This is a genomic window from bacterium (assembly GCA_018814885.1).
In the GTDB taxonomy this organism is placed as follows: domain Bacteria; phylum Krumholzibacteriota; class Krumholzibacteriia; order LZORAL124-64-63; family LZORAL124-64-63; genus JAHIYU01.
The window spans coordinates 13,217-34,741 of record JAHIYU010000026.1 but is presented as its reverse complement, the minus strand read 5'-3'; the positions used below and the strand labels follow the sequence as shown (position 1 = coordinate 34,741).

14 protein-coding genes are annotated in these 21,525 nt (G+C 64.7%); all 14 read left to right on the top strand.

Annotation, left to right across the window (positions count from 1 at the left end; genetic code table 11):
* The first annotated feature begins 11 nt into the window (after positions 1-11).
* The 14 genes from KJ554_01510 (at position 12) to KJ554_01445 (ending at position 21,509) form a co-directional block, all read left to right on the top strand.
* On the top strand, positions 12-944 hold the full coding sequence (locus tag KJ554_01510) for a hypothetical protein (protein ID MBU0741010.1): 933 nt from the start codon (positions 12-14) through the stop codon (positions 942-944).
* A gap of 73 nt (positions 945-1,017) precedes the next feature.
* Positions 1,018-2,292 carry a histidine--tRNA ligase gene (gene hisS, locus KJ554_01505; GenBank protein ID MBU0741009.1) on the top strand — a complete coding sequence of 425 codons (1,275 nt, stop codon included), beginning with the start codon at positions 1,018-1,020 and terminating at the stop codon, positions 2,290-2,292.
* Complete coding sequence (gene aspS, locus KJ554_01500) at positions 2,289-4,067, top strand: aspartate--tRNA ligase (protein MBU0741008.1); 1,779 nt, start codon at positions 2,289-2,291, stop codon at positions 4,065-4,067. The genes hisS and aspS overlap by 4 nt, the downstream gene beginning before the upstream one ends.
* 41 nt (positions 4,068-4,108) lie before the next feature.
* The gene (locus KJ554_01495) at positions 4,109-5,071 is read left to right on the top strand and encodes a PhoH family protein (GenBank protein ID MBU0741007.1); all 963 of its coding nucleotides are present in this window, start codon (positions 4,109-4,111) and stop codon (positions 5,069-5,071) included.
* Complete coding sequence (locus KJ554_01490) at positions 5,068-7,335, top strand: HDIG domain-containing protein (GenBank protein ID MBU0741006.1); 2,268 nt, start codon at positions 5,068-5,070, stop codon at positions 7,333-7,335. Before KJ554_01495 ends, KJ554_01490 begins: the two co-directional genes overlap by 4 nt.
* Entirely contained in the window at positions 7,332-7,808 is a 477-nt protein-coding gene (ybeY, locus tag KJ554_01485) for an rRNA maturation RNase YbeY (GenBank protein MBU0741005.1), read from the top strand. Before KJ554_01490 ends, ybeY begins: the two co-directional genes overlap by 4 nt.
* A gap of 231 nt (positions 7,809-8,039) precedes the next feature.
* A complete protein-coding gene (locus KJ554_01480; GenBank protein MBU0741004.1) occupies positions 8,040-9,317 on the top strand; it encodes a hemolysin family protein in 1,278 nt (425 codons plus the stop codon).
* Positions 9,314-9,979 (top strand): DUF502 domain-containing protein, encoded by a 666-nt coding sequence (locus KJ554_01475; protein ID MBU0741003.1) that lies wholly within the window; start codon positions 9,314-9,316, stop codon positions 9,977-9,979. Before KJ554_01480 ends, KJ554_01475 begins: the two co-directional genes overlap by 4 nt.
* Positions 9,972-11,384, top strand: a complete 1,413-nt coding sequence (gene mgtE / locus KJ554_01470) for a magnesium transporter (protein ID MBU0741002.1) — start codon at positions 9,972-9,974, stop codon at positions 11,382-11,384. The genes KJ554_01475 and mgtE overlap by 8 nt, the downstream gene beginning before the upstream one ends.
* Positions 11,385-11,397: 13 nt before the next feature.
* Positions 11,398-12,216 (top strand): DNA repair protein RecO, encoded by an 819-nt coding sequence (recO, locus tag KJ554_01465; GenBank protein ID MBU0741001.1) that lies wholly within the window; start codon positions 11,398-11,400, stop codon positions 12,214-12,216.
* On the top strand, positions 12,216-13,100 hold the full coding sequence (locus tag KJ554_01460; GenBank protein MBU0741000.1) for a glycine--tRNA ligase subunit alpha: 885 nt from the start codon (positions 12,216-12,218) through the stop codon (positions 13,098-13,100). Before recO ends, KJ554_01460 begins: the two co-directional genes overlap by 1 nt.
* Positions 13,097-15,277, top strand: a complete 2,181-nt coding sequence (glyS, locus tag KJ554_01455) for a glycine--tRNA ligase subunit beta (GenBank protein ID MBU0740999.1) — start codon at positions 13,097-13,099, stop codon at positions 15,275-15,277. The genes KJ554_01460 and glyS overlap by 4 nt, the downstream gene beginning before the upstream one ends.
* 510 nt (positions 15,278-15,787) lie before the next feature.
* Positions 15,788-18,802: a T9SS type A sorting domain-containing protein gene (locus KJ554_01450; protein ID MBU0740998.1), complete on the top strand. Its 3,015-nt coding sequence runs from the start codon at positions 15,788-15,790 to the stop codon at positions 18,800-18,802.
* Positions 18,803-19,166: 364 nt separating this feature from the next.
* Positions 19,167-21,509 (top strand): hypothetical protein, encoded by a 2,343-nt coding sequence (locus tag KJ554_01445; GenBank protein MBU0740997.1) that lies wholly within the window; start codon positions 19,167-19,169, stop codon positions 21,507-21,509.
* The last annotated feature ends 16 nt before the right edge of the window (positions 21,510-21,525 follow it).

The window sequence follows — 21,525 nt, the reverse complement described above, 5'->3', positions numbered from 1 at the left end:
CAAGAGGTGGCATGAACAAACATGTACTGAAGCTCTTTTGCCTCTTCGCCTCGGTCCTGATCTGGATCCAGGTGGCGTCTGGCGTCATGCGCGTACGAGAGGTCGATCTCCCCCTGCGCTTCGATGGCCTGCCCGGGAACCTGACCCTCGCGGGCAACGAATGGCCCGAGACGGTGCGGTTGCGCGCGCGGGGCAGCAAGTGGCGTTTCTTCCTGTCGCGGTATTTCGGCAATCGGCCCGGCGAAGTCGTGGTGGACCTCTCTGGCGTCGATCCCGGCATACGCTACGTCAAGGATCTCACGGCCGGCGACGTGAGAACGTCTCTGACCGAAGTCGTGGTCCTCGATCCGGACAGGTTGGAGCTCGACGTCGATCGCCTCGATTCGCTGCCGGTCGCCGTGGCGGTCGCGACCAAGGGGGAGCTGTCCGCCGAATGGATGCTGCTGTCTCCACTCAGGGCAGTGCCGGATTCCGTGCCCCTGGCAGGCCCGTCCCGTTTCCTGTCCCGGGACCTGCTGCTCAGGACCGTGGCCGTGGACCTCTCGCGGATTCATGGCTCGGGAACGATCAAGCGCGGACTCGTCTCGCCCCATCCTCATCTCGATCCCCTACAGGAATCCGTGCAGGTGTTCGTGGAGGCCGCGGCGGTCGGGCGACGTGTGTTCGAACACGTGCCGTTGGTGCCGCTGCTTGACACCGGGCAGCCTCATGTCGAGGTTTTCCCGCCCGTGGCGAGCGTGGAGATCAGTGGTCCGGTGGAGTCGCTCGCGGTCCTCACCGCCTCGTCGATCTCCTTGACCGTGTCGTCGTCGGGTCTGGATTCCGGGGCGCATACGGTGAGGCCCGAGGTGATGCTTCCGGAACATTGCCGGTTGATCACCCTGGATCCGGAGGAGTTCATGCTCGTCGTGGGCGGAGCCCCGCACCGCGACGGAGCCCCATGACTGGCAGGACGGCACCGCCTTGCACAACGGAATCCGCGCGTTGTTTCCTGAAGAATCCGGACGGGAGATGAGGATGGACAAGAGATACCGCCGCCCCAAGGGGACGCGGGACATCATGCTCGAGGAGATGGTGCGTTGGCGCTGGTGCGAGGACCGCTGGCGCGAAGTGCTCGAGAGATACGGCTATGGTGAGATCAGGACGCCCATCATCGAGTCGACGGACCTGTTCGTGAGGTCGGTCGGCTCGGGCACCGACATCGTGGACAAGGAGATGTTCACCTTCGAGACCAAGGGTCGGGAAAGCGTCACGCTCCGCCCGGAGGCGACGGCGTCCGTGGTGCGCGCCTATCTCGAGAACGGGCTGACCCGGCAACCGGGCACTCTCAAGTTCTACTACCTGGGCCCCATGTTCAGGTACGATCGCCCCCAGGCGGGACGTTACAGGCAATTCCATCAAGTCGGTGTGGAGGCGATCGGTTCACCGTCACCCGTCCTCGATGCGGAGGTCATCCGCACCGCCATGGCCCTGTTCGAGGCGGTGGACGCCGATGAGATCGATCTCCAGATCAACACCATCGGTTGTGCGGCCTGCCGCCCTGCGTATGTGGCGGGGCTGCGCGACTGGGTATGCGAGCGGGCCGACGGGTTCTGCGAGACCTGCCGGGTCCGCATGGAGAAGAACCCCTTGAGACTGTTCGATTGCAAGGTCGTGGATTGCCGGAGACTGCTCGAACAGTACCCGCCCATCAACGAGGCGGTCTGTGCCGACTGCGCCGCTCACCACGAAAAGCTGTGCAGCACGCTCGACGACATGTCCGTGAGCTATCGCCGGGATCCTGCGCTGGTCCGTGGGCTCGACTACTACACGCGCACGACATTCGAGATCTCCACATACCAGGACAAGCAGCAGAGTGCGTTGTGCGGCGGTGGTCGCTACGACGACCTGGTGGAGCAGTGCGGGGGCCCTGCCACGCCTGCGGTGGGCTTTTCCCTGGGTATCGACAGGGTAGTCAAGCATCTCTACACCGATGCCGTGGACCTGCAACGGAGCCGGCAGGCGCCGGTAGATGTATACATGGTCTGTCTGGGGGATGCGGCCCAGGGATACTCCCTCACCCACGCCGATCGTCTTCGCGGCGTCTGCCGGGTGGAGGTCGACACCTCGGGCCGGGGCGTCAAGGCTCAGATGAAGAGCGCCGACTCGCGCACGGCGAAACTCGTGGTCATCGCCGGCGACGAGGAGATTGCCGGGGATTGTTTCCAACTCAAGGACCTCGACACCGGGCACCAACAGGAGGTGGCCAACGTCAGGCTCCTGGAGACGGTGCGGGAGGTGCTCGGCTCGTGAACGACAACAAACGCATCCGCACCCATCGTTGTGGCGGAATCGACTCGCGCCTGATCGGCGAGGAAGTGCGCCTGGCCGGCTGGGCCGCCAAGATCAGGGACATGGGGGGCGTCACCTTCATCGACCTGCGCGATCGCTATGGCACCGTGCAGGCCGTGTTCGAGGACGGCGATCTGCCCGCCGCGGGCGGCAGCGTGAAACTCGAATCGGTGATCGCCGTCGCCGGTCGGGTGCGGCCCCGTCCCGAAGGGATGGTCAACGAGAACATGGCCACCGGCGCCGTCGAGGTCGCCGTATCGGCGCTCGAGATCCTCAACCCCAGCAAGCCGCTGCCCTTCCAACTCGACCAGGCGGCGCAGGCCTCCGATGAATTGCGTCTGAAATACCGCTACGTCGATCTGCGCCAACCGCGCATGGCGGAGAACCTGAGAATCCGCCATCGGGCAGCCCAGTCGGTGCGGCGTTACCTGTCCGATCGCGATTTCCTTGAAGTCGAGACCCCTCTGCTGATCAAGACCACGCCCGAGGGGGCGCGTGACTATGTCGTGCCCAGCCGGATTCAACCCGGCAGTTTCTACGCGTTGCCGCAATCCCCCCAGCTCTACAAGCAGATCCTGATGGTCGCAGGCGTGGACCGGTACTTCCAGCTGCCGCGGTGCCTGCGCGACGAGGACCTGCGCAAGGACCGTCAACCTGAACACACCCAGATCGACCTGGAAATGAGCTTCGTGCGCGAAGACGAGATCTTCGAACTGGTCGAGGGCATGGTGTCGACGATGTTCGCCGACGCGGCGGGTATCGGGATCTCGACGCCCTTCCCGCGGCTGGACTACGACGCGGCGATGGGCTCGTACGGCTCGGACAAGCCCGACCTCCGTTTCGGATGCCCCATTCACGATGTGACCGACCTCGCCGGCGATTGTGGTTTCGGAGTCTTCACCGGGGCGATCTCGGACGGGGGCGGTATAAGGTGCCTGGTGGCCGCGGGCTGTTCGGCATACAGCCGCAAGCAGATAGGCGAACTGGAGGAACTGGCCAAGAAGCATGGAGCCAAGGGGCTGGCCTTCGCCAAGGTGGGCGCCGACGGACTGGAAGCGGGCATCAGCAAGTTCCTGGACGCCGAGTTCGCCACCGCGCTCTGCGCACGTGCAGGAGCCCGGGCCGGCGATCTGCTGCTCTTCGGGGCCGGTGAAGACGCCTGCGTTCTGGCACCCCTCGGTGCAGTGCGTCTGGCCCTGGCGGAGCGCGAGGGTTGGATCCCCGACGGTGCCTGGTCTTTCGCCTGGGTACGCAATTTCCCGCTCTTCGAGCGAAACGGGGTGACCGGCGGCTGGACGGCCTGTCACCACATGTTCACCATGCCGGACGACGACAGCCTGGCTTCGCTGGCAACCGACCCGGGAGCCTGCCGCGGTCAGCTCTACGACCTGGTCTGCAACGGCGTGGAACTCGGCTCGGGCAGTATCCGCGTGCACCGGCGGGAAATCCAAGAAGCCATCTTCAGGACCGTCGGCATGACGAGAGAGGAATACGAGGGCAAGTTCGGCTTCTTCCTCGACGCCCTGGAATACGGTGCCCCGCCCCACGGAGGCATCGCACTCGGTCTGGACCGCATCGTGATGCTCATGACCGGCAGCAGCTCGTTGCGAGACGTGATCGCCTTTCCCAAGACGCACCTTGCCGCTTCGCCGCTGGACAATTCGCCGGGACCGATCAGCGATCAGCAGCTCTCCGAACTCGGACTGGAAATCGTGGCCGGAGACGAGGAGCCATGACCGCTCACAAGAAGAGGATAAGCTCGCTGGGTCCCGACGAAATGCATATCTCCCTCGCGGGCGTGGATCAGTTCGCGCTGCTCGGTGCTGAAGACCGGAATCTGCGCCTGCTGGAGGCCCGCCTGAACGGTTCCATAACCGTGCGGGGCGAGAGCATGGTCCTCAAGGGACCACAGGACGAGATCGAGACCCTGAGCGGCGTGGTGCTCAAACTGATCGATCTTTTGATGCGGCAACACGAGCTGGACCCCGTCTCGGTCAACTATGTCATCGAGCGACATCTCGCGGGCGAGCCCGGGGAGGAGCCCGCTGGGGGCGAAACGCTCTTCTACGCCACCGGGACCCGGCGCGCCATCCGCGCCAAGACCGTCGGGCAGCAGGCCTACGTGGAAGCCATCCGCGATCACGACGTGGTGTTCGCCATCGGGCCGGCCGGCACGGGCAAGACCTACCTGGCGGTCGTGCTGGCCATGGATTACCTGAAGCGGGGGCTCGTCGAACGGGTCGTCCTAGTGCGCCCTGCCGTAGAGGCGGGCGAGCAACTAGGCTTTCTGCCGGGCGACATGCAGGAGAAGATCGATCCCTACCTGCGTCCCCTCTACGACGCCCTGTCCGACACCATCGGTCCCAGCCGGATCCAGCGTTACATGACCGGCGGAATCATCGAGGCCGCCCCACTGGCGTACATGCGCGGCCGCACGCTGAACGACGCATTCGTGATCCTGGACGAGGCCCAGAACACCACCCTCGTGCAGATGAAGATGTTCCTGACGCGGCTTGGTCATCATTCCAAGTCGGTCATCACCGGCGACATCACCCAGATCGACCTGGACGGGGGCAAGCGCTCGGGGCTGGTCTGCGTCCGCAGCATACTGGGCGGAACGGAGGGCATCGCCTTCGTGGAGTTGACACGCAACGACGTGGTGCGGCATCCGCTGGTCAGGAGGATCGTCGATGCGTTCCGCACGGCCGAGGAACGGGAGAACGGAGCGAATTCGCCATGAAGTGGAATCTGCGCTGGTCTCGAGTCCCCATCCCCGGTCTCAAGACCGGTGAGCGACCCACTACCCGGTCGGCCGCGCGGCAGGCGGTTCGCAGAACTCCGCTGGGCCGGCGTTGGCCCTGGCTCCTGGGGACCGGCGCGGCCCTGCTGTGCCTGCACACCGCCCTCTTCCCGGTGACGCAGCGCATCGACATCGACTTCCCCGTGACGGGCGAAATCGCCGAGCGGGACATCCATGCTCCCATAGCCTTCAGCGCTCCCTATCTGGAGCAGGACGTGGAGATGCTGCAGCTGCAGCGAGTGCTCGTCGTGCCGCCCGTCGTCAGGCGCCTGGCCGCTCCCCGCGAGAACGCTCTGCGTCGCGTCGAGGCCTGGCGGGCAGCCTTCCGGAGTCACGCGGCCATGACCGGCGTCTCGCTCGAGGAACGGGTGGGACTGCTCGCCCTGCGGTTCCCGGAGCTGGGCAGCGAGGACATCATCCGCGCCTTGACGACCGTGCGGCCGGACTCCTTCTTCGCGGTCGCGGTCGCCGCCCTAGACGTCGTCTTCGGCGCCGGTGTCGTCGACTTCCTGCCCCCGGGCAATTATCGCGATGTGAGCATCGTGACCGGGGACGCGGAGGCGGAGGTGGACACTTCCGCGTTGACGCTCCAGGGCGATCTCGGCGAGCGGTTGCGGGACCTCCTGTTGGCCCAAGGTCTCGCAGCGTCCGACGCGGAATGGGGGGCGCAGCTGGTCAGGCCTCTCGTGTCTCCGAACCTGGTCTACCAGGACGAGGAGACACGGGCCCGTCGCGTCTCGGCCAGGCAGGAAGTCCCCACGTTGCGCGAATTCCTGCAGGGCGAGAGGGTCGTCGAGCGGGGCGTCCGCGTCACCGAGCAGGACGCCCTCTACCTGGAATCCCTGCTCGAACGGCTCGTCGCCCTGGGCGATGTCGGCGAAGGCGAAGGGATGTTCTGGCGCCAACAGGCGAGGCTGCTGTTCGCAGCTTGCCTGCTAGGCCTGTTCGGCTGGGTGGCGATCCTGTACTTCGTGGACTTGCTGCGCGAGAACAGGAATCTCCTGTCCGCCGCCGCGGCTTTCGCCCTGTTCCTCGTGGCCGCGGCTTTCTGTCTGCACCACCCGTCCCTGGGGCCCTTCGCCGTCCCCGTTCCGCTGCTGTCGGTGCTGGTGACTGTGCTGTACCGGGATCGGGTCGGCTTTCCGCTGACGATCCTGGCCATCTCCTGGCTGGCCTTCCACATGGGGGTCGCTCCGTTCTGGCTGCTGGTCTGGCTGGTGAGCGGTCTCGTCTCGGTGGCCCTGATGCGCCGCATCCGGCAGCGAGACCAGTTCTACCGCGCGATCGCCATCCTCGCCGGCATCCAGATCGCCATGATCTCCCTGTCGAGGCTGGCCGACGGCACGGGTGCGTCCGGACTTCTACAGGAGTATCTGGTGGGTATCATCACGCCCGTCGCCTCGGTGGCCCTGGCCCTGTTCCTCCTGCCCATCGTCGAGCCCCTGGTCGGAGCGTGCAGCGATCTCACCCTGCTGGAACTGTCGGACCTGAATCATCCCCTGCTTAAGAAGATGGCCCTGGAGTCGCAGGGCACCTTCCATCACAGCCAGGTGGTGGGACAGCTCGCCGAACACGCGGCCCAGGGCATCGGCGCCAATTCCCTGCTCACCCGAGTCGGCGCGCTCTTCCACGACATCGGCAAGATGAACAAGCCGGAATACTACGTGGAGAACCAGGGCGGCGGTCCCAACAAACACGACGACCTCAGCCCCAGCATGAGCGCGCTGGTCGTGGCGTCCCATGTGAAGGAGGGCATGGAGCTGGCGCGGAAATGGCGTCTCCCGGAGAGAGTGATCGACTTCATCCCCGAACACCACGGCACGCACGTGATGAAGTTCTTCTACCACAAGGCGCTGGAAAGCGCCGGGAACGAGACCGTGAAAGTGGACGACTTCCGCTATCCGGGCCCCAAGCCGCGCAGCCGTGAAACGGCGATCCTGATGCTGGCCGATGCCGTCGAAGCGGCCACCCGTTCGCTGTCGAAACCCACGCCCGGGCGGATCCGCGAGATCGTCAAGCAGATCATCGACGAACGCATGTTCAACGGCGAACTTGACGAATGCGGCTTGACGCTGAAGGATCTGGCGACCATTCGCGACTCGTTCGTGCCCCTGCTCGTGGGAATCCACCACGTCCGCATCGCCTATCCGGGACAGCGAGAGCGGGGCCGGGCGCCTGATGCGATCGTCAGGGAGCGGGCATGAGGTTGATCTCCGTCGATCGCCTGGCCGCAGGGCCGGGATGGCGCCCCGCCGTACGCAGGCTGGCGGAACTGGAGGCCATGATCGCCCAGCTGGGACGACCGGACTGGCAGGTCGAACTGGTCTGGGCCGCGGACGAGGAGATGACGGCGCTCAACGTCCGCTGGCGCGGGCGCGAGGGCGTGACGGACGTGCTCTCCTTCTCGAACCTGGGCACCCGGGGCGAAGGCGACCCTGCACTGCCGGCCGGCGCCTGCGGCGCGGCGACGGACCTGTGGTGGGAAGACGGCCCGGCGCCGCCCGGACTGCTCGCCGGCGAGATCGTGATCGCACCGCGTTTCGTCCAGCGCCGCTGTGCAGACGAGGGCTGGGATTTCGACGACGAACTCGCGCTGCTCGTCACGCATGGCGTCCTGCATGTGCTGGGCTGGGAGCACGACTCCCCCGGGCGCACGGAGGCCATGCGAGAGCTGTAGCGCGAGATCCTGGCCCGGGACGGCCGCGGACATCCCATACTGGACTCCGCCGGCCCGGATATTCCATGAAGGCGCGGTGCGGGAACGTGGCCGCTGCCGGCAGTCGCCCCTTCGCAGGTGCCGCATCGAGTCATCGCGAATCGCCGCGCAGATGCACTATCCGAGCGAAGCGGAGAGGAAAGGAAGAAGATGGAGGCGGGGAGTAGTGGTGTATCGGGTGTCGGGCCTGTCTTGACGGCGGTCCTGGCCTACGTGGTGGCCATGATGATGATCGGGCTCCTGGCGGCCTTCTTCCGCGTGAGCGGGCTCGCGCGACACGGTTTGCTGGAACCCGAAGCCGTGAGAGGCGTGGCGAAGAGACTGCTCGACGAGCCACGCCACTTCATCCTGACCGTGGGCACCATCTATCTGGCCGCGACGGGCATCGGTTGCGTGGCGACGGCCGCCGTGCTCTCGGCAGTGTGGCCCGACCTGTCGGACACGAAGTTCTATCTGGTCATCGCCCTGCTGGTGGTGCTCGCGTGGTCGCTGGGCGGCACGTTGATCAAGCTGTCCGCCAGCGGCGCCGCGCTCGGGTATACCCGGTTCTTCGGGCACGTGCTCGTTCCCGTGACCTGGCTGCTGCGTCCCTGGACGGCCTTGTTGACCGGCGCGGCAGGCCGGCTGGACGACACCATGTGGGGTGTCGAGGCGATGCCGCATCTTTCGACCGGAGAGATCAGGAGCCTGATCAAGGAGGAGGAGGACGGCGTCAACCTGGAAGAGGACGAGCGGGAGATGATCCAGAGCATCTTCGGTTTCCACGAAACGACCGTCAAGGAGATCATGGTGCCGCGCATCGACATGGTGGCCCTCGACGCCTCGACGCCCGTCTTCGAAGCCCTGGGTGTGGTGGCCGCTTGCCGGCATTCGCGGATTCCCCTGCACGAGGGCAACGTGGACAAGATCACCGGGCTGCTCTACACCAAGGATCTGCTGGCGCTGGTGGACAGAGACCGCCTGGGCAACGGCGGCAAGGCGCTCGGCGATCTGGCGCGCCCGGCCTACTTCGTGCCGGAGAGCAAGAAGCTGGACGAGGTGCTGGCCGAGTTCCGCGCCAAGCGCATCCATCTCGCCGTGGTCATCGACGAGTACGGAGGCACCGCGGGAGTCGTCACGCTGGAAGACGTGCTCGAGGTGATCGTCGGCGAGATCGAGGGCGAATTCGACGTGACCGAACAGCTCTACCAGTGGGTTGACGAATGCACCCTCCTGGTGGATCCCAAGATCGACCTGGAGGATCTGCGGGATCTGCTCGGGGTAGATCTGCCGCTTGACGAAGGCAGCGAGACGCTGGCAGGCCTGATCTACGAGGCGGCCGGCAAGGTGCCCGCCGCCGGTGATCGCACCGCGGTGGCCGGACTCGACATCGAGGTGGAGAAGGTGGAGGACCAGCGCATCCTGCGGGCGAGGGTGATCGCCGGCTCGCCCTTCCCCGGCTACGGGCCGCGAAAGGACGTGTCCCCTTGAACTCGCGTCTGCGGCAATACTTCATCACGGGGTTGCTGACCGTCACCCCGCTGGCGATCACCGGCTGGATCCTGTGGCGGTTCTACCGGGTCGTGGACGACGCCCTGCGCCCGTTGCTGGAACGGATCGTCTTCCTGCGCGAATACGTGCCACCGTTCCTGGTGACCCTGCTCGGCGTACTGGTCAGCCTGCTGCTGCTGGTACTGATCGGTCTGGTCACGCGAACGCTCATCGGCGTCGCCTTCTTCGGCCTGTTCGAGCGCATAATCAACCGTATCCCGATCATCAAGAGCATCTTCTCGGTGACCAAGCAGATATCCGGGGTCCTGCTGGCGGACAACCGCCAGGCCTTCCAGCACGTGGTCATGTTCGAGTATCCGCGACGGGGGATCTGGTCGCTGGGATTCATCACGCACGACGATCCGCAGCGGGACAACCTGCACATCTTCCTGCCCACGGCACCGAATCCCACTTCCGGCTTCTTGCTGCTGGTGCCGCGGGCGGAGGCGCTCATCCTGCCGATGACGGTGGAGGAGGGCATCCGGCTCGTCATCTCCGGCGGCGCGGTCGTCGAGAGGGCGGGGGGGGGGAGCCTGGCACCCCTGTTGACGCGGAGACGCAGGACCGGGATAGACGAGACGGGAGGTGAATCGGATGCATGAGGATGATCGGCCCGCGGGCCCCGAAGAGTCTCAGGACGACCGCTATCTCGACCCTTCCAACCTGGAAGAGCAGTGGCACGAGTATTCCGAACTCTTCGCGGGGCTGCTGAGGGACAACGACAACGCCGCGCTGGCCGCCGTGGCGGCCGAACTCTCGCCCGGAGACCTCTCGGAGGTGGTGCGTCCGCTGAGCGTGGACGACACGGCACGCGTCATCCAGCTGCTTCCGACCGACCTGGCGTCGGACGTGCTGGCGGAGATCGACAAGCGCAGCGTAACGGCCCTGATGGAGCTGCTCACCATCGAGGCCATCGCCGACCTCATCGAGGAGATGCCCTCGGACGAGGCCGCGGACCTCGTGGGCGATCTGGACCGCGAGCAGGCCCGAGAAGTCCTGGCGGCCATGGAGAAGGAGGAGCGCGACGAGGTCCGCGAGCTGCTCCAGTATTCGCCCGACACCGCCGGCGGGCTCATGGCCAAGGAATTCATAGACGTGGCCGAATCGTCGACCTGTCTGCAGGCGGTACAGACCGTGAGAGCCATGGACGAGAACGACCGGGAGGGCCTGCATTTCCTGTACGTGGTCGATGGGTTGGGTGTGCTCTGCGGACGGATACCGCTGGTCGAGATGCTGCTGCAGCCCTGGTCCACGCCTGTCATCGACGTCATGGAACGCGACCCCATGCGCGTGGACGTGAACCTGGACCAGGAGCAGGTGGCCCAGTACGTGCGGACACACGATCTGGTGACTCTGCCCGTCGTGGATGATGGCGGGCGGCTGGTGGGAGTCATCTCATCGGACGACATCCTGGACGTTCTCGAGGACGAGGCCACCGAGGATATCTCCCTGCTGGCCGGCACCAGCGAGGAGCTGGGCGAGACCTCGCCCATGAAAGTGGCCCGCGCTCGCTTGCCCTGGCTGCTGGGCGCCCTGCTGGGGCAGATCGGCTGCGTGCTGATGATGAAGCATTTCGAGGCCAACCTCGTGGCTACGGTCTCCCTCACCTTCTTCATCCCCGCCATCATGGCCATGGGCGGCAACACAGGCATCCAGACCTCTTCGGTGGTGGTGCGAGGCCTCGCCACCGGCGAGGTCAACGTCTACCACATCGGCCGCTACCTGCTCAGGGAACTGGCCACCGCGCTCCTGACCGGCGGCCTGGTGGCGGCTGCCCTGTATGTCGTGGCGGACCTGCTGGTGGGGGACAGGGACCTGGCCCTGGTGCTGACCATCTCCATGCTGTCGGTGATCGTCTTCGCGGCTATGGTCGGCACGGCAGTGCCGCTGCTGCTGCATCGGTTCGGGATCGATCCGGCCATCGCGACGGGACCGTTCATCACGACGTCGAACGACATACTCGCCATCCTTGTCTACCTGAGCATGGCCTCGTTGCTCATCCACTGAGGGAGGGGGCGCATTGTCGGTCATCGCCAAACCGGTCGTGTCCAGCAGGGTGATCGTCCTGCGGGTGTGGCCGACCGGGGAGACGAGCACCGTCGCGGCCCTGCTCAGCGAGGAACACGGCTACGTCAGAGTGATCGCCAAGGGCTCGCGCGGTCCCCGCTCCGCGCTGAGGCCGCTGGTACAGCCGGGCCGCCTCGTCGAGGCCGAGTTCGGCCTGCAGCCCGGGCGGGATCTGCAGTATCTCAAGGGGGGGCAGCTGCTGCTCGATCCCCTGCTCGCGGTCAACAGCCTCGAGCGCACCGCCTATCTGCTCTCCGCACTGGAGATCGTCGAGCGCTGCCGGCCCAGCGGCGTGACCGAAACGCGTCTCTTCGACCTTTGTCGGCGCTTCCTCGAGGTGCTATCATCTCAGGTTGCGGGCGGGGAAGCCCCGCTTTTTTATGCGTTCGAACTGGCCCTGCTGCGGCTGCAGGGCACGGCGCCGGTCCTGAGCCGCTGCGTGGCCTGCGACCAGGACCTGTCCGAGGTCAGGACCGGCATGCGGTTCAGCCCGGCCGGCGGCGGCGCGATCTGCGGGGCGTGCGTCGCCACGGACCCGGAAGGCGGGGGCCGGCCGCTGGGCGCGGGGGTTCTCGCGGTCATGCGGAAACTGACGGGCGCCGACGGTCCGGTGGCTGCACTGAACCGTCGTTCGTCCCGGGAGATCGGGATCCTGCTGCACGGTTTCCTGTCGTACCACCTCCCCGGGTACCGTTTGCCGGCGAGCCTGGACCTGTTGCGCGCGGGGCGCGCGGCGGACGGCGGCGCGCCACTGGAGGGTTTCGCCCCATGATGGACTATCAGAGCATGATCGCCAGGCTACAGCAGTTCTGGAGCGACCAGGGCTGCGTCGTCGTGCAGCCGTACAACTCGGAAGTGGGCGCGGGCACCTTCAATCCAGCTACCTTCCTGCGTTGTCTCGGGCCCGAACCCTGGCGTGTCGCCTACGTGGAGCCGAGCCGCCGGCCGAAGGACGGCCGCTACGGCCAGAATCCCAACCGTGTCCAGCAGTTCCTGCAGTATCAGGTGCTGCTCAAACCCAACCCGCCGGACTCCCAGGGCCTGTATCTGGAATCCTTGCGCGCCATCGGTGTCGAGCCCCGCGAGCACGACATCCGTTTCGTCGAGGACGATTGGGAGTCGCCCACCCTCGGTGCGGCGGGTCTGGGCTGGGAAGTGTGGATCGACGGCATGGAGATCTCCCAGTTCACCTATTTTCAGCAGGTGGGCGGCTTCAGGCTGAAGCCCGTGTCTGTGGAGTTGACTTACGGTCTGCTGAGGCTGGCCATGTACATACAGGGCGTCGAGCACGTGAACGATCTCTCCTGGGGTGGCGGCCTGACCTGGGGCGACGTGCAGGGCCAGTTCGAACGCGAGTTCTCCCTCTTCAACTTCGAACTGGCGGACGTGGAGATGTATCGCCGTCACTTCGACGAACGCGAAGCGGAAGCCCTCGCCTTGATCGAAGCCGGGGTGGTGCATCCCGGGTACGACGCGGTGATCAAGTGCAGCCACATCTTCAATCTGCTGGAGGCGCGGGGAGCGATCTCCGTCACGCAGAGGACCGGATACATCACACGCGTCCGCAACCTCGCCCGGCGCGTGGCCGGCGCCTACCTGGCCAAGCGCGAAGAGATGGGATATCCCTTGCTCCGCCGCGGGGAGGACGCACGATGAGCGACACCGGGCGCCTGCCCTTCCTTTTCGAGATCGGCACCGAAGAACTCCCGGCGCGATTCCTGCCCATCGAACGCCGACACGTGGCGCGAACCCTGGCGGACAAGCTCGCCGAGAACGCCCTGGCGTATTCGGGACTGCACGTGATGGCCACCCCCCGGCGGATGGCGGTCCTCATCGACTCCCTGCAGACGAGCCAACTGGACCGGGAGATCGAGGTGAAGGGTCCTCCGCTGTCCGTGGCCTACGACCAGGACGGTCGGCCGACCAAGGCGGCTCTCGGGTTCGCCCGCAAGAACGGTGCGGAGATCGCCGCTTGCCACGAGTTGGCGGACGAGAAGGGCGGCCGGTTCCTGGGCGTCCGGAAGCTTGTGCCGGGGCGCGATGCGGCCGCGGTCCTGGGCGAGGTCGTGCCGGAGATCGTCCTGGGCATACCCTTCCCGAAGGTGATGCGCTGGGGGAACGCCGATCTGGAATACGCCAGGCCCATCCAGTGGCTGGTGGCGCTGCTCGGCGACGCGATCGTGCCCCTGTCGCTCGCCGGTCTGAGCGCGGGGAGGACTTCGCGGGGGCATCGCACCCTGGCCGACAACCGCGAGGTGGAGATCGCGACGCCCGAAGCGTACCTGGCCCGCATGAGTGAGAGCGGGGTGGTCGTCGACGAACGGAGGCGGCGTGAGATGATACTCGCCGGCGGCACCAGGGCCCTCGAGGGCTCGGGGGGCAGGCCGATAGAGGATGAGGAACTGCTGCAGGAGGTCGTCGACCTCTGCGAGTACCCGACGCCCTTCGTGGGTCGTTACGCCGAGGAATTCTTCGCCCTCCCCGCGGAGGTCATCGTCACGGCCCTGAAATCCCATCAGCGCTATTTCGCGGTCCGGCGGGCACAGGACGACGGATTGCTGCCCCTGTTCCTGGCCGTGCGCGACGGCGACGATGCGGCCCTGGACAACGTGGTCCGCGGCAACCAGCGCGTCCTGGTGGCGCGGCTCAGCGACGCCCTCTTCTACTGGGATTGCGATCGCAAGCTGACGCCCGACCGTCACGTGGAGCGCCTCGCCGACGTCACCTGGCTCGAGGGCTTCGGCTCCCTCAGGGATAAGACCGACCGCGTCTGCGGATTGGTCGGGACGCTCTGGGGCACCGGCCTCGGCGATGGCGGGCCGGTGCCCGAGGCGCTGGCCCGGGCGGCCGCGATCTGCAAGTTCGACCTGGTCACCGAGATGATCCGCGACGGCAAGGAGTTCACGAAGCTCGAAGGGACCATCGGCGCCAGGTACGCCGCCGCGGCGGGCGAGAGCGAGGTGGTCTGCGGCATCCTGGAACAATACCACCGGCCTCGCGACGCGAGCGACGCCGTGCCCGACGATCGCCTCGGCGCGACCCTCTCGATCGCCGACCGACTCGACACCATCGCCGGCTGCTGGCTCGCCGGTTTCGTACCCACCGGTGCGAAGGATCCCTATGCCCTGCGCCGGCACACGCTGGCGATACAGCGGACGCTGATCCAGCGCGGCCTGCGACTCGATCTCGGGCGGGCCCTGGAGGCGGCCCTGGACGGCTTTGCACAGCCGTCCGGGGGACGGGACCTGGCCGGGGCCGCCGCCGCGTTGTCGGTTTTCGCCTCGACGCGCCTGGAGAGGCTCCTGACCGATCTCGACCTCACGCCCGAGGCGGTGCGCGCGATACTGCCCGCCCACGGAGCCGATCCAACCGACGCCGTGGCCTGGGCGCGCGCCCTCGATTCCTTCCGCGAGCAGCCCGACTTCCAGATGCTCGCCACGGGCTTCAAGCGCTGCCGCAACATCCTGGAAGGCGGCTTGCTCGCCGCCGACGCCGCCACCGGTTGCGTCGCGCGCTGGCTCGCTGGCGGCAGGTCGCCGGCCGGCCGGGATTTTTCGGATCTGCCCGAATCCGCCGAGCAACGGCTGAGGGACCGGGTGGTGGCGGTCGTGCCGGAGCTCCTGGCGTGCCGTGCGACAGGCGATTACGCAGCCATCTTCCGCTCGCTGTCCGCGCTGGGACCGGACATCGGTCGTTTCTTCGATTTAGTGCGTGTGAATGTTGAAGATCCGGAGCTGAGAATGCTGAGACACGATTTTTTGAGGGAAATCTATGGTCTGTTTGCACAATACGCTGATTTTGATGCGGTGGCTCCGCTTGAAGCCGGTTCCTGATGGTGATGTAACTCCAACTCCCGCGGGAAAATACACTCAGCGTCGGGCCCCTTCTGGGGCCCATATTTTTTTTATGTATCCTATTGACTTGGCTGCCGGGGTTGGGTATTGTCACCTGTGCGACTCAAGGGCAAAAGTGCTTTCCGATGTGACGTTGAGCCTGACTCCACTCGAAGTAAGTCCCTAATTAACTTGACACTCTTGCTTGGATCGCGAGTCATCTCGTCACAGTCACAGCGGAATGGCAACCCGACCTTTGAAGTACGGCTCTGTGCCAGTGACTGGGATTGCTTTTGCCTGCTCTGTTCGTGTCTTGGCCGTTCGATTCAGAACAACCAAGACAGAGTTTTCACCTGCACCATTTGTTGACTTGCTCAGCGATGGGGGGAAAGTATGAGGAAACTCACTCTCGTTCTAATGACTCTCGCCCTTTGTGCCGGTTTCGCCTTTGCCGGCCCGGTCGAATACGATGAGGGCCTCAGAGTCCACAAATCAATCAACCAGACGTCCGTGACGTCGGCCACCAAGGCCGACACCACGGTCATCGCCTACTACGACTTTTCTACTCCCGGTACACCGACTCAGGGAGATCCCGCCTGGAACGGCTGGACCTCCGCTGACCTGACCTACCTGGAGCCCAAGTGGCACATCGACACCTTCAACGCCGAGAACCTCAACGGCCACGGCGTTGGCAACAAGGCCATGTACGCCGGTGAGGTGTTCGCCTACGACTGTGGCGGCACCTTCGAGGGCTACGCCAACAAGTACAACGAATTCCTCGACTGGTGGGGCACCGTTCTCGATCCCGAGGCGGGGACCCTGATCACGGTTGATGCCTACATCAACCACGACACCGAGGAAAACTGGGACTATCTCTATCTCCAGTACGAAGACGCGGCTGGCTCGATGGAGAAGTTCCCTCTCGACGCTACGACCCGCCAGGGAATGACCGGCCTGCATTCGAACGTCTTCAAGAGCGTTTCGATCAGCATCGCCAGCGGCGACTACGTCAATGTCGATGAAGTGCACCTGCGGTGGCTGGCCTTCTCGGACACCTACGTCTCCGACAAGGACTGTCTGCTCTACGGCTACCACGGCAACGGCCACACACAGCTCGACGACGTCAACGTCTACTTCGATCAGTGCGGCGGAGACGTGCCGCAGGGTCTGACCAACACCTTCGAGGACGGTTCCCAGATCGACTGGAACGTCATCCAGGTGCCCTTCGTCGGCGACTTCGCCGAAGTCTGGGACATCCTCAACGACGTGGACCCCTGCGTCGACAACGTGACGCCGCAGATGGCGTTCATCGATTACGGCCAGATTCCGGGCGTCGGCCCCTCGAGCAACCTCGAGTGGCCCTACGGCCCCGAAGGCCACGTCACCAACTACACCTATGGTGTTGCGGGTGTGATCGACTATCGTCTCGACAACGCGATCTGGTCGCCTGTCCTCGATATCGATCCCGACACGGCGGGCCACGAGATCCGCTTTGGCGTCTACCGCCACTTCGATCTCACCTCGATGGCCGGCCAGTTCTACACCTGGAACATCCGCTCGAGCACCGACGGGTTCATCTGGACCCCGTGGCGCAACCGTCAGTTCGTGTACTACGGCGGTCCGGACTACATCCGCAACCACCAGGACGTCACGGATCTGGTGACACCCGGTGCCATAAAAGCGCAGATGTCGCTGGAGGTCACGACGCCCTGGACGGCCTACATCTTTGGCGGCTCGACACCGGCGCCTTACTACGACGACGTGTCCTGGCACTCCTACGGCTACTCGGGTCCGGCCTTCGCGTACCGCGAGTTCGAACTGGCCCAGGACAACTTCCCTCACGACGCGGCGCGCGTGCGCAGGACAATGAACTGGGGCGCGCTCGGCGATATGGACGTGCCGTTCAACATGGGTCAGGACATCATCGGCTCAGATGGTGCCGGCATCCTGCACGGCGACTCGATCGTCGTGAACATCGATGCCGTCCGTGTTGGCTCCGGTCTGGACGCGCGTCCGGAAATGTTCTACGAAGTCAGGACCAACCCGGTCTTCGACACAGATCCCGCCTGGCGTTCCAGCGGCGTGCCGTACTCCGGCTCGGTGCTGGGTGACACGATCTGGGTGAGCGAGACCCAGTACGTCGGCGGACGCTGGTCCTTCAATCTCCCGGATTACGACTTCCTGTATCCGGGCGACGTGATGCACTACTACTTCCAGGCTTCCGACACCGTCGGTATCGAGGCTCCCGTGTTCGCAACCCTGCCGGGCGACCTCGCCGGCTTCGATCTCTTCGAGGGCGACACGGGCTTCGTTCCCTGGCAGTGGCCCAGCGACTTCACGGTCCACGCCCTGCCCACGGTGTTGTCCACGACCGTCGGCGACGTGCCGGAGATCCTGCTGTGGAACGACTTCGGCGACCGCGGTGGGGAGAACGAGTGGGAAGGCTCGCTCAAGGCCCTGGGCCTCGAGCGTGGCACCGACTACGACCTCTACTACACCAACGGTCCTTCCTCGGGTACCGGCAACGGTCTCGGATCGACCTGTACCTCGGGGAATCTGGCCCTCTATCATCACCTGCTCTACACGGCGGGAGATCTGAGCGGCGTCACCATGACCGGAGCCAAGGTGCCCGGTGCAGAGGATCCGTTCGATGGTGACGGCTCGAACGACATCCTGCTCGTGAAGTCATTCCTGCTCAACCCCGCTGGCCGCAACCTGCTGGCCACCGGCGATGGCTTCTTGGGTGCCATCTACGCAGAGCCCGACGGTAGCGGCATTAATATGTTGAACTTCTTTTTCGGAGTCAACTTCCAAACCGACGATGTCCGAACGTCCATCGACGGCCAGTCCGCGCCGACGGTGAGCTTCGTAGCCAACACCACCGCTCTGACTCTCAGCACCGACTTCGTGGCTTACGGGTCCTGCCCGAACTTCAAGCAGTTCGACGGTATCACCGAGAATACCGACCCGACCTCCCAAAGGGTCGCCGAGTTCCTGGATAAGAATGGTGATCCAGGCGCCTATCCCGGCTACGCTGCGATGGTCGTGAACGAACTGATGACCGGCGCAAAGGTTGTCGTTTGCCCGGTCGACTTCAATTCGTGGTACACGCCTTACGGCGGCGGCGCCAAGGTTCCTGCTCCGCCCCAGGCGCGTGTGCAACTGCTGTGTGACATTCTCTCGTACTTCTACGGTGATCCCGCCTACTGCGATACTCACCTAGGTTCCGGTACGGGAGTCCCTGTCCAGCAGCCGTTCTACGCCAAGAACTGGCCGAACCCGTTCAACCCGATCACGAAGATCGAATTCAGTCTGCCGCGTGACGGTCACGTGTCGCTGAAGGTCTACAACGTTCGTGGTGAGCTGGTTCGCACCCTCGTCGACGAGAACCGGACCGCCGGTGTCAACGTCATCGAGTGGGACGGCAGCGACGATCGCGGACAGTCCGTCGCTTCGGGTGTCTACTTCTACGAGACCCGTACCGCCGGCAAGTCCACCGTCAACAAGATGGCTCTGGTGAAGTAGTTCATCGCGGGTCATTGACTGGGAGCGACCCCTGGGGGTCGCTCCCTTTTTCTTGCGCCCGCCCCCGGCTGGCCGGTCCGTGGCGACGTCCGGCGGGCGTATTCACCGGCGGTCCGAGGGCCTGCCGCGGCGAAGGATCTGCGGCCATCCGAAGCCGAGGCAGCGGGGCGCGGCGCCGGTGGGCCGGACCAAAGAAGAAGTTGACACCGTCGAGAGCTTATCCCTATATTTGACAAGCAGTCTTGGCGTTACCCCCACGGCCGAGATATCGGTGATATTAATGTCCAGGAGACCATATCGGGCCCCGTTCCCGCCCGGTATCGTCTTGGGGCTTAAGGCTGTTTGCTTGAAAGGCGAGCAAAGCATGCTTTCACGTCGACGCATCGCCAGCTGGCTTATCGTGATCGCGGTCCTCGCGACGGTTGCTCTTTTCGGTTGCCGGGCTTTCCAACCCGAAACGGTGATCGTCAACCACCCCCCCGAGACCTACATCATCGGCGCGCCGCAGGAAGGTCAGGGAGGGCAGTTCCATTACCACATGTTCTGGACCGGCACCGATCGTGACGGACACGTCGAGCGTTACGTCTGGGCCGTGACCGCCGGTTCCATCCAGGATCCGACGACGGACGAGGACGAGGAGGATACGCGCTTCAATCCCGCGGAATTCCGGGAGACGCTCAATATCGGGCACTGGACGACCCGCACGGACTCCATCTTCGATTTCCAGATCCAGCAGGGTTCGATCACGACGGCGGACAAGACCTTCCACATCGTCGCCGTGGACGACCGTGGCGATTTCGATCGCTCGCCCGCCCGCCTGTATTTCCTCAGCAATGCGCTGGGAACCCCCAACATCGCGTTCTACAGTTCGTTCGAGCAGACGGACCAGACGAGGTTCGCCGATTTCGACACCATCGGCTACGGCCATCCCTTCGAGTTCAGCTGGTCGGGGGGGACCCCCAATGACAACTACTTCACCGAGGCGATGCTGGCCAACACCGACACCGTGGGAGCCATAGACGGCCTCTACGGATTCAAGTACAGGTTGCCCCTCGACGTCGATTGTGACGCCGTATCGCGCGATTGCTGGAAACCAAGCCGCCTGGACGAAACCACCAATCGACAGGTATCGTACTTCAGCGATGTGAACTTCCTGGAATTCGCCTCGGACAACTCTGGCAACGACGTGTTCCACAAGAGGATGACGCAGGGCGTGCACATACTCCTGGTGAACACGATCGATGTGGCCGGTGTGGAGATCCCGTCGGATCTGCAGCCCTTGAACTTCGTGATCAACTACGACCCGCAGACCCAGATCCTGCGCGACCAGGCCGATCAGTTCTACGACGAGGACGACGTCTTCAACCCGGGCTCGCCGCGGGTTTACCCCTATTACATCCTGCACGCTCCCACGGGAGAGATCTCGACGACCGTATTCCACGAGGACGAGCGGTTGCCCCAGAGATCAATCGCGGTGTTCAAGGCCATCGGCTGGGACGACCACCGGGACATCAAGAAAGTGGATCTCCCCGGCGAGGAGGCGGCCGATTTCGGGGTCATGTTCCAGGGCAAGTTCAACGCCGAGGGCAAGTACAGGGGCGGGGAGAACACCATCCTCCGCTTCGCGACACAGTACACGGAGGCCGTCGAGAGCGTCTGGGACGATTACACGAACCTCGCCATCGGCAGCAGCGACACGGTCAGCTTCATCGTCGGTCCCTTCGATTACGTGGTGAGCATGCGTACGGTGGACGAGCACGGCCGGCGCGATGGCACGCCGGACACCTTCGGCTTCTTCGCCAACCATGCACCGACCGTGAACTGCGTGGACGTGGTCACCGACGGCGAGACCAGCGGCTACTACACCGAGCCGTGCGACGCGGAGATCGACACCTTCTATTGCTCCCTGAGCGGCGCCGCGGTGCCCGGCCACCCGGACTGGACGAATCTGCGACAAGTCAACTTCACAGCCAGGAAAATCTGGTACAGCCCCTTCTCCACGGGCATCTGGCACGAGAGGCCGATCAACACCACCGACCTGGATTCCATCGAAGGCTTCTTCTTCGAGTACGACCTGCTCCTCTACGCCGAGGACGTGGAGGAGGAACGCCTGTTCCTGCCCCGGACCGCACCCCTGGAGCCCACGTACGGGAATCCGGCGGACCGGGCCTTCTCGTGGCGATACGAAATCGTCTCGGCCCGCGACTCGCTCAGCAACGCGTTGCGCGAGGGGGGCGGCTTCGACGACCTCACTCAGATCACATACACGTTCAACGACACCTACTCGTCGAACTACGACGGCAACGGCGTATGGCGTCTCCGGATAGAGGTCTTCGTGCCCGCGTGGGGGCTGCAATTCGGCACGGGAGTCTACAAATCCTACCTGCGCTCGCTGCACCCGCAATGGGACGAGGCGACGATCCAGGACGCTTTCGATCTGACGACCTTGCAACTGGGACCCAACAGGGCCACCATTTACAACCGGGACGGCACCGACGGCGATTACCGGCCGGACCGTTGCGCCTACGTCTACTACACCCTGTTGCGGGTTCCCGTAATCCACGGCGAGAGTTGCACCATATCCTACGAAGGCGTCGCCGGTAGGCCGAAGTTCGACAACTACTGCACGCAGAGCGAACCGTTCGTGAAACGGTACGTGATCGTGATGGTCGCATCCTCCGGAGAGGTGTTCCCTGCACTGGAGTGACGAGCCCCGCGCACAG

Coding starts and splice junctions, on each gene's coding strand:
- KJ554_01510 (MBU0741010.1), top strand. CDS start 12: ATGAACAAACATGTACTGAAGCTCTTTTGCCTCTTCGCCTCGGTCCTG.
- hisS (MBU0741009.1), top strand. CDS start 1,018: ATGGACAAGAGATACCGCCGCCCCAAGGGGACGCGGGACATCATGCTC.
- KJ554_01495 (MBU0741007.1), top strand. CDS start 4,109: ATGCATATCTCCCTCGCGGGCGTGGATCAGTTCGCGCTGCTCGGTGCT.
- KJ554_01490 (MBU0741006.1), top strand. CDS start 5,068: ATGAAGTGGAATCTGCGCTGGTCTCGAGTCCCCATCCCCGGTCTCAAG.
- ybeY (MBU0741005.1), top strand. CDS start 7,332: ATGAGGTTGATCTCCGTCGATCGCCTGGCCGCAGGGCCGGGATGGCGC.
- mgtE (MBU0741002.1), top strand. CDS start 9,972: ATGCATGAGGATGATCGGCCCGCGGGCCCCGAAGAGTCTCAGGACGAC.
- KJ554_01460 (MBU0741000.1), top strand. CDS start 12,216: ATGGACTATCAGAGCATGATCGCCAGGCTACAGCAGTTCTGGAGCGAC.
- glyS (MBU0740999.1), top strand. CDS start 13,097: ATGAGCGACACCGGGCGCCTGCCCTTCCTTTTCGAGATCGGCACCGAA.
- KJ554_01445 (MBU0740997.1), top strand. CDS start 19,167: ATGCTTTCACGTCGACGCATCGCCAGCTGGCTTATCGTGATCGCGGTC.